The sequence below is a fragment of the Streptomyces sp. NPDC058284 genome (assembly GCF_042881135.1).
Taxonomy (GTDB): Bacteria; Actinomycetota; Actinomycetes; order Streptomycetales; family Streptomycetaceae; genus Streptomyces.
Map to the genome: position 1 here is coordinate 166048 of NZ_JBHVYE010000012.1, position 14312 is coordinate 180359.

At 73.4% G+C, this 14312-nt stretch carries 12 protein-coding genes; 1 reads left to right on the forward strand and 11 read right to left on the reverse strand.

Translation table 11 applies throughout. The annotated features are described in order from the left end of the window. Positions 1–179: 179 nt before the first annotated feature. Entirely contained in the window at positions 180–1280 is a 1101-nt protein-coding gene (locus ACFVYR_RS18970; RefSeq protein ID WP_384253723.1) for a citrate synthase 2, read from the forward strand. A 120-nt stretch (positions 1281–1400) separates the two neighbouring features. Here ACFVYR_RS18970 and ACFVYR_RS18975 read toward each other — a convergent pair whose 3' ends face one another. The 11 genes from ACFVYR_RS18975 to ACFVYR_RS19025 form a co-directional block, all read right to left on the reverse strand. Beyond that, on the reverse strand, positions 1401–2006 hold the full coding sequence (locus ACFVYR_RS18975; protein ID WP_384253726.1) for a hypothetical protein: 606 nt from the start codon (positions 2004–2006) through the stop codon (positions 1401–1403). 132 nt (positions 2007–2138) lie between these two features. Further along, a complete protein-coding gene (locus ACFVYR_RS18980) occupies positions 2139–2771 on the reverse strand; it encodes a TetR/AcrR family transcriptional regulator (protein WP_389612100.1) in 633 nt (210 codons plus the stop codon). Then, positions 2759–3493, reverse strand: a complete 735-nt coding sequence (locus ACFVYR_RS18985) for an enoyl-CoA hydratase family protein (protein WP_384257003.1) — start codon at positions 3491–3493, stop codon at positions 2759–2761. The genes ACFVYR_RS18980 and ACFVYR_RS18985 overlap by 13 nt, the downstream gene beginning before the upstream one ends. 56 nt (positions 3494–3549) lie before the next feature. Next, positions 3550–4764, reverse strand: coding sequence for an acyl-CoA dehydrogenase family protein (locus tag ACFVYR_RS18990; RefSeq protein ID WP_384257001.1), 1215 nt, complete (start codon positions 4762–4764; stop codon positions 3550–3552). Beyond that, positions 4761–6629 carry an acetyl/propionyl/methylcrotonyl-CoA carboxylase subunit alpha gene (locus tag ACFVYR_RS18995; protein ID WP_384256998.1) on the reverse strand — a complete coding sequence of 623 codons (1869 nt, stop codon included), beginning with the start codon at positions 6627–6629 and terminating at the stop codon, positions 4761–4763. Before ACFVYR_RS18995 ends, ACFVYR_RS18990 begins: the two co-directional genes overlap by 4 nt. Positions 6630–6676: 47 nt before the next feature. Continuing rightward, entirely contained in the window at positions 6677–8281 is a 1605-nt protein-coding gene (locus ACFVYR_RS19000) for an acyl-CoA carboxylase subunit beta (RefSeq protein ID WP_384256996.1), read from the reverse strand. Then, positions 8278–9993: an acyclic terpene utilization AtuA family protein gene (locus ACFVYR_RS19005; protein ID WP_384256994.1), complete on the reverse strand. Its 1716-nt coding sequence runs from the start codon at positions 9991–9993 to the stop codon at positions 8278–8280. The genes ACFVYR_RS19000 and ACFVYR_RS19005 overlap by 4 nt, the downstream gene beginning before the upstream one ends. Further along, positions 9990–10787 (reverse strand): TIGR03084 family metal-binding protein, encoded by a 798-nt coding sequence (locus tag ACFVYR_RS19010; protein ID WP_384256991.1) that lies wholly within the window; start codon positions 10785–10787, stop codon positions 9990–9992. Before ACFVYR_RS19010 ends, ACFVYR_RS19005 begins: the two co-directional genes overlap by 4 nt. Before the next feature lie 174 nt (positions 10788–10961). Then, a complete protein-coding gene (locus ACFVYR_RS19015; RefSeq protein WP_384257022.1) occupies positions 10962–11987 on the reverse strand; it encodes a DMT family transporter in 1026 nt (341 codons plus the stop codon). Positions 11988–12235: 248 nt separating this feature from the next. Beyond that, positions 12236–13165 carry a C40 family peptidase gene (locus ACFVYR_RS19020; RefSeq protein WP_384256989.1) on the reverse strand — a complete coding sequence of 310 codons (930 nt, stop codon included), beginning with the start codon at positions 13163–13165 and terminating at the stop codon, positions 12236–12238. A gap of 57 nt (positions 13166–13222) precedes the next feature. Then, entirely contained in the window at positions 13223–14230 is a 1008-nt protein-coding gene (locus ACFVYR_RS19025; protein WP_384256986.1) for an SPFH domain-containing protein, read from the reverse strand. Positions 14231–14312 lie beyond the last annotated feature (82 nt).

Here is a 14312-nt window from a genome sequence, read left to right on the forward strand (position 1 = left end):
CTCACTGGGCATCACCGGAGTGAACGTTCCGGACCGCGAGTCGTCGTATCCGCCGAATATTGGCGGATCGGACCGCGTAACCGGGCCGTGTCCGCCCACTTCTGACCGATGGTCATGAGCTGATCGCCCTTGCCTCACTCGAAAACCATCATGTCGAACCCATCACGAGGAGCCGCCTGATGTCCGACTTCGTACCCGGACTTGAAGGAGTCGTCGCGTTCGAGACGGAGATCGCCGAACCGGACAAGGAAGGGGGCGCGCTGCGCTACCGCGGTGTCGACATCGAGGATCTGGTCGGCCACGTCTCCTTCGGGAACGTGTGGGGCCTGCTCGTCGACGGCGCCTTCAACCCCGGCCTGCCGCCCGCCGAGCCCTTCCCGATCCCGGTGCACTCCGGCGACATCCGCGTCGACGTCCAGTCCGCGCTCGCCATGCTCGCCCCCGTCTGGGGCCTGCGCCCGCTGCTCGACATCAGCGAGGAGCAGGCCCGCGAGGACCTGGCGCGGGCCGCCGTCATGGCCCTCTCCTACGTCGCCCAGTCGGCCCGCGGGCAGGGCCTGCCGATGGTGCCGCAGCGGGAGATCGACAAGGCGGGCACGGTCGTCGAGCGCTTCATGAAGCGGTGGCGCGGGGAGCCCGACCCCAAGCACGTCAAGGCCGTCGACGCGTACTGGACGTCGGCCGCCGAGCACGGCATGAACGCCTCCACCTTCACCGCCCGCGTCATCGCCTCCACCGGCGCGGACGTGGCGGCGGCGCTCAGCGGCGCGGTCGGCGCGATGTCGGGGCCGCTGCACGGCGGCGCCCCCTCCCGGGTCCTCGGCATGATCGAGGAGATCGAGCGGACGGGCGACGCGGTCGCGTACGTGAAGCAGGCGCTGGACAAGGGCGAGCGGCTGATGGGCTTCGGGCACCGGGTGTACCGGGCCGAGGACCCGCGGGCGCGCGTGCTCCGGCGCACCGCGCGTGAACTGGGGGCGCCGCGCTTCGAGGTCGCCGAGGCGCTGGAGAAGGCGGCCCTCGACGAGCTGCACGCGCGCCGCCCGGACCGCGTCCTCGCCACCAACGTGGAGTTCTGGGCGGCGATCGTCCTGGACTTCGCCGAGGTGCCGGCGCACATGTTCACGTCGATGTTCACCTGCGCGCGTACGGCCGGCTGGTCGGCGCACATCCTTGAGCAGAAGCGGACGGGACGCCTCGTGCGGCCTTCGGCGCGGTATGTGGGGCCGGGCTCGCGCAGCCCCCGGGACATCGAGGGGTTCGCTGACATCGCGGGCTGAGGTCCGCGCGTCGTACGTCCGTCCGTACGTACGCATGGCACGGCGCCCCCGGCCCTCTCGGACCGGGGGCGCCGCTGTGTGGACTTGTGGAGCTGTGTGGAGCTACGGGACCGGGCAGCCCTAGCCGCAGGGGATCACGTAGCGGACGGGGTTCCAGTCGCCGTGGGCGTCCGAGCTGTACGCCCGCGGGGTCTTGTAGACCAGAGTGCCGCTGGGGCTGTACATCCGGGCCCGGCGGCTCTCCACGTTCCGGGTCTGGTCGTTGACCCAGGAACCGCCCCTGCCCCAGGTGGACACGTAGTACTTCGTGTTGCACTGGCGCATCTTGATGATGCTGCCCTGGAAGTTGTCCCTCTGGTAGCCGCAGAAGTTCCCGGACACGCCCGGCACGCCCAGGCACGGGTCGGCGGCGAGGCGCGTTCCGTCGCCCGAGGCGAAGTCGCGCGGGTGGGCCTCGCCCGGCAGGGCCACGAGGACCTCGCCCTTGCCCTTGAGGTCGATCTTGTTGAGCGCGACCTGGGTCCCGCCCATCTTCTTCAGATAGCCGTCCACCTCCGTCTGCAGCGCCGTGGTCTGCGCACTGGTCAGGTGCGCGGACCGGGCCTGCTGGGCGAAGGACGGGGCCGTCGGCGCCCCCGGTCCCGCCTCGGCCGTGGCCACGGCCGTGCCGAGCATGAGCAACCCGCCTGCCGCCGCGATGGCGACACGGCCCTTGGTGACTGCCATGTGTTTCCCCCTGGTTCTTCGCGGTTCTGCGTTGGATCCGCCGCCCTTCGCGGCGCACTTAGAAGGTCCCAGGAGGCTCAACTCAGTTCATCAACCGTGGAGTTGAGAAGACGTAAACCCTCGCGGTAGACGCTAGGGTTGACGACCGCCGCGGCCCAGCGCGCCGTCCAGGATCGCAGTCCACTGCGCCACCACCCGCTCCCGCCGCGCCCCGTCGTCCGTGAGGAGATTGGCGAGGCCGAGGCCCCGCGCCATGTCGAGGAAGCCCTGGATCGTCTCGCGGGCGCCGGGGACCGATTCGTCCGCGCCGAGGAGCTCCACCGCCATACGGTGCGTCTCGCGGCCCACCCGGGACTCCAGCTCCCGCACCCGCTCGGAGAGTTGCGGCTCGTTCGAGGCCGCCACCCACAGGTGGAGGGCCGCGCGGAAGAGCGGGCCGGTGTAGAGGCCGACCAGGGCCGCGACCGCCGCGGCGCGGTCCTGCGCGGGGAGTGCGCGCAGGGCCGTGGAGCGCTGCTCGGCGACGTACTCCACCGCCGCCGTGAACAGGTCCTCCCGGGTCGGGAAGTGGTGCTGGGCCGCGCCCCGCGAGACACCCGCCCGCTCGGCGACCACCGAGACCGTCGAGCCCGCCCAGCCGTGTTCGGCGAGGCAGGACACGGCGGCCTCCAGGAGTTTCTGCCGGGTCGCCCGGCTGCGGTCCTGCTTGGGCGAGCGGGCCGGGACCTCACCGGGGCCCCGGTCCGCGGCGGTCACAGCACCCATGGGCGCTCCCGTCGTTCGAGGAACGCCGCCATGCCCTCGCGCGCCTCGGCGGAGCCGAAGAGTCGCGCGGACAGGGCCGTGACGGCGTCCGAGTAGGTGTCGAATGCGTCGAGCACCTTAGCCGTGAGCAGCTTCTTCGTCTCGGCCAGGGCGTGCGGCGCCGCCGCGCGGAGCCCGTCGAGCAGCGGTTCGAGTGCGGCGTCGACGTCGGCCGCGTACGCCGTGATCAGGCCGATCCGGGACGCCTCCGCCGCGTCGAAGCGCTCCCCGGTGAGGAAGTGGCGGGACGCGGCGCTCGGGTCGAGGCGGGGCAGGAGGGGCAGGGAGATCACGGCGGGGGCGACGCCGATGCGCACCTCCGTGAACGCGAACGAAGCGGCGGGGCCCGCCACCGCCAGATCGCAGGCGCCGAGCAGCCCGAGGCCGCCCGCCCGCACATGGCCGTCCACCCGGGCGACGACCGGTTTCGGCAGCTCCACGATCTGCCGCAGCAGCCGTACGAACTCCGCCGGGTCGGGCGGCGCCTTCAGGTCGGCGCCCGAGCAGAACGTCGTCCCGGTGTGGGTGAGCAGGACGGCGCGGACGGCGGTGTCCTCGCCGAGGTCGTGCAGGGCCTCGGCGAGGGCACCCACCAGCTCCGCCGAGAGCGCGTTGCGGCGCTCGGGGAAGTCCAGGGTGACGGTGGTGACGCCGCGCAGCGGGGAGGAGACGACGAGACTCATGGCGGGGGCTCCTCAGCGGATCGGGGTCAGCGGGATCGGGGTCAGCGGGATCGGGGTCAGTAGGACTTGGGCAGGCCCAGCGTCTGGTGCGAGAGGTAGTTGAGGATCATCTCCCGGCTCACCGGCGCGATCCGTGCCACGCGGGACGCCACGATCAGCGAGGCGAGGCCGAACTCCTTCGTCAGGCCGTTGCCGCCGAGGGTGTGCACGGCCTGGTCGACGGCCTTCACACAGGCGTCGGCGGCGGCGAGCTTGGCCATGTTGGCGGCCTCACCCGCGCCGATGTCGTCGCCCTCGTCGTAGAGCCGGGCGGCCTTCTGCATCATCAGGCGGGCCAGTTCGATCTCGACGTGGGACTGGGCGAGGGGGTGCGCGATGGCCTGGTGGGCGCCGATCGGGGACTTCCAGACGCTGCGCTCCTTGGCGTACTCGACGGCGCGGGACAGCGCGTACCGCCCCATGCCGAGCGCGAACGCGGCGGTCATGATGCGCTCGGGGTTGAGTCCCGCGAAGAGCTGGAGCAGGCCCGCGTCCTCGTCGCCGACGAGCGCGTCCGCGGGCAGCCGCACGTCGTCGAGGACCAGCTCGAACTGCTTCTCCGCCGCCTGGAGCTCCATGTCGATCTGCCGCCGCCCGAAGCCGGGCGCGTCGCGCGGGACGATGAACAGGCACGGCTTGAGGTTGCCGGTCCGCGCGTCGGAGGTGCGGCCGACGATGAGGGTCGCGTCGGCGATGTCGACGCCGGAGATGAAGACCTTGCGGCCGGTCAGCAGCCAGTCGCCGGTGTCCGGGTCGCGGCGGGCGGTGGTGGTGATGCGGTGGGAGTTGGAGCCCGCGTCGGGTTCGGTGATCCCGAAGGCCATGGTGCGCGAGCCGTCGGCGAGGCCGGGCAGCCAGGCCCGCTTCTGCTCCTCGGTGCCGAAGCGGGCGATGACCGTGCCGCAGATCGCGGGCGAGACCACCATCATCAGCAACGGGCAGCCGGCCGCGCCCAGCTCTTCGAGCACGATGGAGAGTTCGGCGATCCCGCCGCCCCCGCCCCCGTACTCCTCGGGCAGGTTGACGCCCAGGTAGCCGAGCTTGGCGGCATCCGCCCACAGCTCGTCCGGGTGGCCCCCGGCGGCGGCGACGCGGGCCAGGTAGTCGCGGCCGTACCGGCGGCCGAGCGCGGCGACGGCGGTGCGCAGCGCCCGGTGCTCCTCCGTTTCGAGAACGCCGCCGCGAGGGGGGCTGCCGACAGTGCTGCGAGACGTGCTGCGAGCGGTGCTCATGAGGCTTCTTCCTCCTGGACGACGGCGAGCAGCGCGCCGACCTCGACCTGGCGGCCGGGCGCGGCGTGCAGGGCGGTGAGCGTTCCGGAGGCGGGGGAGCAGATGCGGTGCTCCATCTTCATGGCCTCCAGCCAGACGAGGGGCTGCCCGGCCGTGACCCGCTGCCCCTCGGTGACCCCCTCGGCGACGCGGACGACGGTGCCGGGCATCGGGGCGAGCAGCGAGCCGGGCGCGCGGCGGACGGTGGGTTCGGGGAGCAGCGGGAGCGGCGTGAGGGCGGCGTCGCCCCGGGAGGTGCCGACGTGGATCCGGTCCGCGTACCGCGTGATCGTGTACGTCCGCCGTACGCCGTCGACGTCGAGTACGACGCGTCCGGCCGCCACGCTCACCACGCTCACGCCCTCCGCCGCGAGGCCCTGCCGGGTGTGGTCGTAGCGCACCTCGTGCTCGGCGCCTTCGGGCTCGGTGCGGTACCGCTTGAGGTGGGCCTGTGAGCGGAGGTTGCGCCAGCCGCCGAAGCGCGAGCGGCCGTGCGCGTCGGCGAGTGCGGCGGCCAGCGGGGCGTGCGGGTCCGGCGCCGCGGACGTGAGGGCGGTGAGGTGCCGGTCGTAGAAGCCGGTGTCCATCCGGGCCTCGGTGAACTCGGGGTGGCGCAGGGAGCGTACGAGCAGGTCGCGGTTGGTGACCGGGCCGTGCACGGCGGCGCGCTCCAGGGCGCCCGCCAGTTTGCGCAGGGCCTCGGCGCGGGTCGGCGCGTGGGCGACGGCCTTGGCGATCATCGCGTCGTAGTGCACGCCGATGGTGTCGCCCGCCGTGTATCCGGTGTCCAGGCGTATGCCGCCGGGGACGTCGAGGCGATGCAGGGTGCCGGTCTGCGGGGCCCAGTCGGCCGCCGGGTCCTCGGCGTAGAGGCGCGCCTCCACGGCGTGCCCGTGGGCGGGCGGCGGCTCCTTCTCCAGGGCGAGCCCCTCGGCGATCCGGAGCTGGAGCGCCACCAGATCTACGCCGAACACGGCCTCGGTGACGGGGTGTTCGACCTGGAGGCGGGTGTTCATCTCCAGGAAGTGCGCCCGCCCTCCGGCGACCAGGAACTCGACGGTGCCCGCGCCCCGGTAGTCGGTGACGCGGGCGGCGCGCACGGCCTGCGCGTGCAGCTCGGCGACCAGCTCCGGGGCGAGGCCGGGCGCCGGGGACTCCTCGACGACCTTCTGGTGGCGGCGCTGCAGCGAGCAGTCGCGGGTGCCCAGCGGCCATACGGTGCCGTGCGCGTCGGCCATGATCTGCACCTCGACGTGCCGCCCGCCCTCGACGTACGGCTCGACGAACACCTCCCCGTCACCGAAGGCACTGGCGGCCTCGGACCGGGCGGCCTCCAACTCGCCCGCCAGGCCATCCAGTTCACGTACGACTCGCATGCCGCGCCCGCCGCCGCCCGCCGCCGCCTTCACCAGGACCGGCAGGTCGGCCTCGGTGACCTCGCCGAGCGGCGCGACGCCCATCAGCTCCTTGGCGCGCGTCTTGGAGGCCATCGCCTCGATCGCCCCGGGCGGCGGGCCGACCCAGACCAGGCCCGCGGCCAGGACGGCCCGCGCGAAGTCGGCGTTCTCGGAGAGGAAGCCGTAGCCGGGGTGGACGGCGTCGGCGCCCGCGGCCTGCGCGGCCTTCACGACGAGGTCGCCGCGCAGGTACGTGTCCGAGGGCGCGGCCCCCGGCAGCCGTACCGCCGTGTCGGCCTCGCGCACGTGCAGGGCGTCCGCGTCGGCGTCGGAGTACACGGCGACCGTGGCGATGCCGAGCTCGCGGCAGGTGCGGAAGACGCGGCAGGCGATCTCGCCCCGGTTGGCCACCAACAGGGAAGCAATCATGGGCAGTTCCTCACCACAGTGGTCATGGGGTCGCATCGGTCATGGGGTCACATCCGGAAGACGCCGAAGCCACCGCGCGCGCCCTCGTAGGGGGCGGTGTGGATCGCGGACAGGCAGAGGCCGAGGACGGTGCGGGTGTCGCGGGGGTCGATGACCCCGTCGTCGTAGAGCCGCCCGGAGAGGAACATCGGCAGCGACTCGGCCTCGATCTGCTGCTCCACCATGGCGCGCAGCCCGGCGTCGGCCTCGTCGTCGTAGGGCTGCCCCTTGGCGGCGGCGGAGGCGCGCGCGACGATCGACAGGACGCCCGCGAGCTGCTGCGGGCCCATGACGGCGGATTTGGCGCTCGGCCAGGCGAAGAGGAAGCGGGGGTCGTAGGCCCGTCCGCACATGCCGTAGTGCCCGGCCCCGTACGAGGCGCCCATGAGGACGGAGAGGTGCGGCACCTTCGAGTTGCTGACCGCGTTGATCATCATCGCGCCGTGTTTGATGATGCCGCCCTGCTCGTACTCCTTGCCGACCATGTAGCCGGTGGTGTTGTGCAGGAAGAGGAGCGGGATGTCGCGCTGGTTGGCCAGCTGGATGAACTGGGCGGCCTTCTGCGACTCCTCGCTGAAGAGCACGCCCTGCGCGTTGGCGAGGATGCCGACCGGATAGCCGTGCAGGGCGGCCCACCCGGTGACGAGCGAGGTGCCGTAGAGCGGCTTGAACTCGTCGAAGTCGGAGCCGTCGACGATGCGGGCGACGACCTCGCGCGGGTCGAAGGGCTTCTTCAGGTCGCCGGGGACGATGCCGAGCAGCTCGTCCTCGTCGTACTCGGGCGGCGCGACGGCGAGCGGGTCCGGGTCGGCGTACGCCTTGTGCCAGTTGAGGCGGGCGACGACGCGGCGGGCCTGGCGCAGCGCGTCCCGTTCGTCGTCGGCGAGGTAGTCGGCGAGGCCGGAGGTGCGGGCGTGCATCTCGGCGCCACCGAGCGACTCGTCGTCGCTCTCCTCGCCGGTCGCCATCTTCACCAGGGGCGGGCCGCCGAGGAAGACCTTCGCCCGCTCCTTGACCATGATCACGTGGTCGCTCATGCCGGGCACGTAGGCGCCGCCTGCGGTGGAGTTCCCGAAGACGACGGCGATGGTCGGGATCCCGGCCGCCGAGGACTGCGTGAGGTGTTTGAAGAGGGCGCCGCCCGGGATGAAGATCTCCTTCTGGGAGGGCAGGTCGGCGCCGCCGGACTCGACGAGGTGGATGGACGGCAGCCGGTTGGCGTGCCCGATCTCGTGGGCGCGGAAGGCCTTCTTCAGCGTCCAGGGGTTGGAGGCCCCGCCCCGGACGGTGGGGTCGTTGGCGGTGATCAGGCACTCGACGCCCTCGACAACGCCGATGCCGGTGACCATGGAGGCGCCGACGGGGTAGTCGCTGCCCCAGGCGGCCAGCGGGGACAGCTCGAGGAACGGCGTGTCCGGGTCGAGGAGCAGCTCGATCCGCTCGCGGGCGAGCAACTTGTCGCGCTTGTGGTGCCGTTGGACGTACTTCTCCCCTCCCCCTTCGAGCGCCTTGGCCTGCTCGGTGCCGAGCTCGGCGAGCCGGTCGAGCATGGCCCGGCGGTGCTCGGCGTACTCGGCGCTCGCGGGGTCGAGCGCGGAGGCGAGGACGGTCACAGCAGTACCTCCGGTATGTCCAGGTGGCGGGCGCGCAGCCACTCGCCGACCCCCTTGGCCTGCGGGTCGAAGCGGGCCTGTGCGGCCACGCCCTCGCCGAGCAGTCCCTCGACGACGAAGTTCAGGGCGCGCAGGTTCGGCAGGTCGTGCCGCACGACGTTCAAGCCGGCGGTTTCCGGCAGGAGTTGGCGGAACCGGTCGACGGTCAGCTCGTGGGCCAGCCACCGCCACGCGTCGTCGGAGCGCACCCACACGCCGACGTTCGCGTCACCGCCCTTGTCGCCGCTGCGGGCCCCGGCGACGAGGCCGAGGGGCGCGCGGCGGGTGGGGCCCGGCGGGAGCGGGGCGGGCAGCGGGGGCCGGGGCGGGTCTTCGAGTACACGGGTGTCGGCGCCCGGCGCGATGGGCGTGCGTTCGCCGCCGGGCAGGACGGCCACGTGCTCGACGGTGTCACGGTCGACGTACGCCGCCTCGAAGACCCCGTAGGGCGAGCCCTTGCCGGGCGGCGCGGTCACGTGGAAGCCGGGGTAGCCGGCGAGGGCCAGCTCGATGGCGGCGCCGCTGAGCGTGCGGCCGACCGCGTCCGCGTCGCTGTCGCGCACGACGAGGCGGAGCAGCGCGGCGGCGCCCTCCTCGGTGGGGGCGTCGGGCCTGTCGGTGCGGGCCAGTTCCCAACGCACGTGCGCCGGGCGGGACTTGGCCCGCCCCATGGCGTCCTCGATCTGCGCGCGGACGAGCTCGGCCTTGGCCTCGATGTCGAGCCCCGTGAGCACGAAGACGACTTCGTTGCGGAAGCCGCCGAGACGGTTGAGGCCCGCCTTGAGGGTGGGGGGCGGCGCCTCGCCGCGCACGCCGTCGATACGGACGCGGTCGGGGCCTTCCTGGGTGAGGACGACGGTGTCGAGGCGGGCGGTGACGTCGGGGCCCGCGTACCGGGCGCCCTGCGTCTCGTAGAGGAGCTGCGCGGTCACCGTGCCGACGTCGACGAAGCCGCCGGTGCCGTCGTGCTTGGTGATGACGGACGAGCCGTCCTGGTGGATCTCGGCGAGCGGATAGCCGGGGTGGCGCAGGGCGCCGAGCCCGTCCGGCCCCTTCATCCTCTCGGCGAAGAAGGCGTAGTTGCCGCCGGTGGCCTGCGCTCCGCACTCCAGGACGTGCCCGGCGACGACGGCGCCCGCGAGCGCGTCGTACGCGTCGGGGGCCCAGCCGAAGTGCGCGGCGGCGGGGCCCGTGACCAGGGCGGCGTCGGTGACGCGGCCGGTGACGACGACGTCGGCGCCCGCGTTCAGGCAGGCGGCGATTCCGGCGCCGCCGAGGTAGGCGTTGGCGGTGAGGGCGCCGGGGAAGCGGGCGCCGAGGTCGTCGCCCTCGACGTGCGCGACCTTGATCCCACCGAGCCCGAGTCGCCCGGCCAGCTCCCGCACGGCGTCGGCGAGCCCGGCCGGGTTGAGGCCGCCCGCGTTGGCGACGATGCGCACGCCCCGCTCCCGCGCGAGCCCGAGACACTCCTCCAGCTGCCGCAGGAAGGTCTTGGCGTAACCGCGTGAGGGGTCCTTCAGCCGGTCGCGGCCGAGGATGAGCATGGTCAGCTCGGCGAGGTAGTCACCGGTGAGGACGTCGAGGGGACCGCCGGTGAGCATCTCGCGCATCGCGTCGAACCGGTCACCGTAGAAGCCGGAGGCGTTGCCGATACGGAGGGCGGACACCGTCATGCGGCACCTCCCCTCGGCGCGCGCCCGGTGCCTGGTGGGCCCGCGAACGCCTGCGCGATGTTCAGCCAGCGGTCGGCGTCGGGGCCCTCGGCGTGCAGGGAGAGGTCGGCGCGGTGGGCTCGCTGGGTGACCAGCAGGCAGAAGTCGAGGGCTGGGCCCGTGACGCGTTGGGGGGCGTGTTCGGGGCCGTACGTCCAGGTCTCCCCCGTACCGGGCGCGGTCAGCTCCACCCGGAACTCCTCGCCGGGCGCGCTCAAGCCCCGTACCGCGAAGGCGAAGTCCCGCGCCCGCACCCCGATCCGCGCGACGTGCCGCAACCGTCCGGTCGCCGTCCGCCGCACGCCGAGCGCGTCCGCCACGTCCTGGCCGTGCGCCCAGGTCTCCATGAGCCGCGCCGACGCCATGGAGGGGACGGCCATGGGCGGCCCGTACCAGGGCAGACGGGTGCCCGCCGGGGCCTCGCTCAGGGCCTGCCACAGCGCGTCGCGCCCGGCGCGCCAGCGGGTCAGCAGCTCGGCGGGCGGCAGTGCGGCGCCTTCCTCGGCGCCCTCGTCCACGAACGAGTCCGGTGCCGCGGCCGCCTTCTCGACCTCGACGGCGAAGGCTCCCGGATCGGTGGCGGCGAGCAGCGCCGCCCGGTCCGTCCAGGTCAGGTGCGCGATCTGGTGGGCGACGCTCCAGTCGGGCGCGGGCGTCGCCAGGGCCCACGCCGCCGGGCTCAGCTCCGCGACGACACGGTCGAGTTCCTCGCTCTCCTCGCGCAGGTCGTCGAGCACAGGCAGGGCATCGGACACGGAACGCTCCCCTCGGGGCACGACTGGGTCCCCCCGCTCGCAGGAAGCCGAGAGCTCGGGGAGTGCCTGGGAGCATGGCAGCGCTCGCAGAAACAAGCAAGCGTGCTTGCATTACTTTCCGGACGAGTCCGTGGGCGGTTCGACCGGGGTGTCGGTGACCGGTCGAACCCGGCGCTACCGGCCGGCCGAGCCCCCGGCGGCCGAGGCGGTGACCGTACTCGCTTCCACAGCCGTACCCGCAGCCGGACCGGCCACAGCCCCCGTCACCGCTTCCCCGCCCGCACGGCCCCCGCCCGACCGGTCCCCCCGGCGCCCCACCTGCGACCGCACCGCCCCCATGCTCGCCGCGATGACCAGGGCGATGGCCAGTGCCTCGGTGACCGACAGGGCCTGACTCAGGACGAGGAACCCGGCGACGGACGCGATGGCCGGTTCCAGGCTCATCAGGATGGCGAAGGTGTGCGCGGGCAGCCGCCGCAGCGCGAGGAGTTCGAGGGTGTACGGCAGCACGGACGACAGCACCGCGACCGCCGCGCCCAGCGCCAGTGTGCCCGGCTCGACCAGCTTCGTCCCGGAGACGGTGACGCCGAGCGGCAGGAACAGGACCGCCGCGACGACCATCGCGAGGGCGAGCCCGTCGGCCTGCGGGAAGCGCCGTCCGGTGCGCGCGCTGAAGAGGATGTACGTCGCCCACATCGCACCCGCGCCGAGGGCGTAGGCGACACCGACCGGGTCGAGGCCGTCGAAACCACCCCCGCCGCCGAGCAGGAAGACACCGCAGAGCGCGAGCCCCGCCCAGATCAGGTTCACGGCGCGGCGCGAGGCCAGGACGGAGAGCGCGAGCGGCCCAAGGACCTCCAGCGTGACGGCGGGGCCCATCGGGATGCGGGCGACGGACTGGTAGAAGAGGCCGTTCATCGCGGCCATCGCCGCGCCGAAGGCGACGACCGTGCCCCAGTCGGCACGCGAATGCCCGCGCACCTTCGGGCGGCACACGGCGAGCAGCACGAGCGCGGCGAAGACGAGCCGCAGCGTCACGATGCCGACCGCGCCGACCCTCGGCATCACGCTCACGGCGACCGCGCCGCCGAACTGCACGGAGATCCCGCCCGCGAGGACGAGCCCGACGGGACCGAGGGAGCCGAGGGAGCGGAAACGGCCGCCGAGACCCGGCTGCCGCGCCCCTTGCCCCGTCGCCACCGAGTCCTTCGCCGGGACCTTCGCCGGAGCCGGGGCGGACGGAGCCGTGACGGGAGCCGGAGCCGCCGCCTGATCGCTGCGGGAGACGTTCACGGGCAAGCCTTTCCTGGTGCGTCTCCGCACCCCCCAGGGGTTCACTGTCCTGGACTCCACCGTCCACAGCCGGGCACTCGGACAGGATTGTGAGGCCCTTTCACTCCTGTACGCAACCCACGTCCACATGCCGACGTCACGGCGCCGGACGCGCCCTAGCGGACCCGCCCGTACAAGTTCGGGTTGTACTGGCTGAAGGACGAGACGCGGACGTTCCTGCCCGGCCGCGGCGCCTCCAGGTACTGGCCGCCGCCCAGGTAGATCGCCACATGGTGGATGCCGGACGCGCTGCCGTCGCCGCTCCAGAACACCAGGTCGCCGCGGCGCAGCTCACTCCGTGAGATGGGCCGGCCGGCGCGGTACTGGGCGTCGGCCACCCGCGGCAGGGAGATGCCCGCCTGCCGGTAGGCGGCCATCACCAGACCCGAGCAGTCCCAGCCGCGCGGGCCGTTGCCGCCCCATACGTAGGGGTCGCCGAGGTGGCTCATGGCGTACGAGATGGCCGCCTCGGTGCCGTGCCTGCGAGGGATGCCGGTGGTCGACGGCGTACGGGAGCCGGTGCCGTGGGACGTGCCACGGTTCGTGCCGTGCGGCTCGTCCGACCGGCCCGTGCGGCGCTCGTACTTGTCCCGGTGGCTCGTCCAGTACCAGTGGCCCGCCTTCCGGTACCAGTACACGCGGTCGGTGGCGTCCCAGCCCGGCCGGCCACGGAAAGTGGGCTCGGCGGGGGCGGGGGCGGAGGCGGTCCGGCGTCGGCCGGGAGACGTGCCCTTCCCCGGTGAGGTCACGGCCCCCTTGCCGCTCCGCGCCAGGTACTTGGCGTGGTGCGAGGTCCAGCGCCACCAGCCAGAGGCGTCCTTGTACCAGTACTTGGATCCGTCCCAGCCCGCGTGGCTCGGCGCGGGTTCGGCCGACGCGGTGCCGGTCGCGGCGCCCACGAGGACGGCCGCGCCGACGGCGGCCACCACGGCGCCGCGCACGCCGCCGCACCGCTGCTGTTCCGCGGGCCCCGCGGTCGCCGCCGCGCAGTGTCCGCAGGCGCAGTCGGCGGGTACCTCTTCGGTGAAACGGGTCGGTGTCTGCACGTCGTCCCTCCGTCTAGCTCTGCTCTTCTCTTGCTCTTCCGCTTCCTCGCGTACGGCTCAGGGCGTGCCGACGGTGTTGCCGCGCGCCGTGTAGAAGGCCACCGTCAAGTCCTTGACCAGCGCCTTGCGTTCGTAGTCGTCGAGTGTGACGAGTCCTCGTACGGTGAGTCTGCGGACCGTGTCGTCCACCGCGTCGAGCACCGACGTCAGCACGGCGTCCCGGTTCCGGGCGTCGAGAGCGGCGATCTGCCGACGGTGCATCGCCGCGGCCACCTCGGGCGCGTACTCCACGCGAAGCGGCCGGGCCGAGAACACCTCGATGCCGACGGCCCCGCACTCCACCGCCAGCGCCGCAGTGAGCGCGTCGCCGACCGCCTCGGTGTCCCGCAGGGTCGGCACGTCGTCGGCGGGCTCGCCGAACGAGTCGGCGGGCAGCCGGGACGCCACGCGCGTGGTCACCGCCTCCACCTGCTCCCGCAGGTAGGCGGTGTGGTCGTCGACCGCGAGGAGCGCCCGCGCCGCGTCCTTGACCTGCCACACCACCAGGACGACCACGCGCAGCGGCACGCCCTGCGCGTCGACGGCGGGCATCGGCTCGCTGCGCCAGTGCCGCAGCCGTACGTCGACGCGGCGGCGCAGCATCAGCGGGCTGATCCACACGAGTCCGGTGCGGCGCACGGTGCCCCGGTACCGGCCGAAGAGCGACAACGTCCACGCGGTGCCGACCCGCCCCCGGGTGAGCCCGCCGAGCGCGAGGAGGACGAGGGCGCCGCAGCCGCCGACGGCCGCCCCGCGCGCCGTGTCGAGTCCCTGCCGGGGCCTTTCGGGCAGCCGCAGCGTCTCGGTGAGCCGGTCGGGCAGGAGCCCGCAGGACCAGATCTCCGCGCCCGCCCCGACCACGGCGAGCACCACCACGAGCACCGCCCACCACCCGGAGCAGGCGGGCCCGCGCCGCTCCCTCAGCTCCCGGTCGGCCCGGGGCGCGGCATTCCTCCGCCGCTCCGGCCCGGCGCCCCGGAGCTCGTGCTCCCGACGGCCACTCGCACCCGCACCCGCACGCTGCAACGGATCCTCACCTTCCCGACCGCCACCCTCGAACCTCCGCAGCGACTTCGGTGGCTTCGGCGATTTCGGTGGTTTCGGTGGT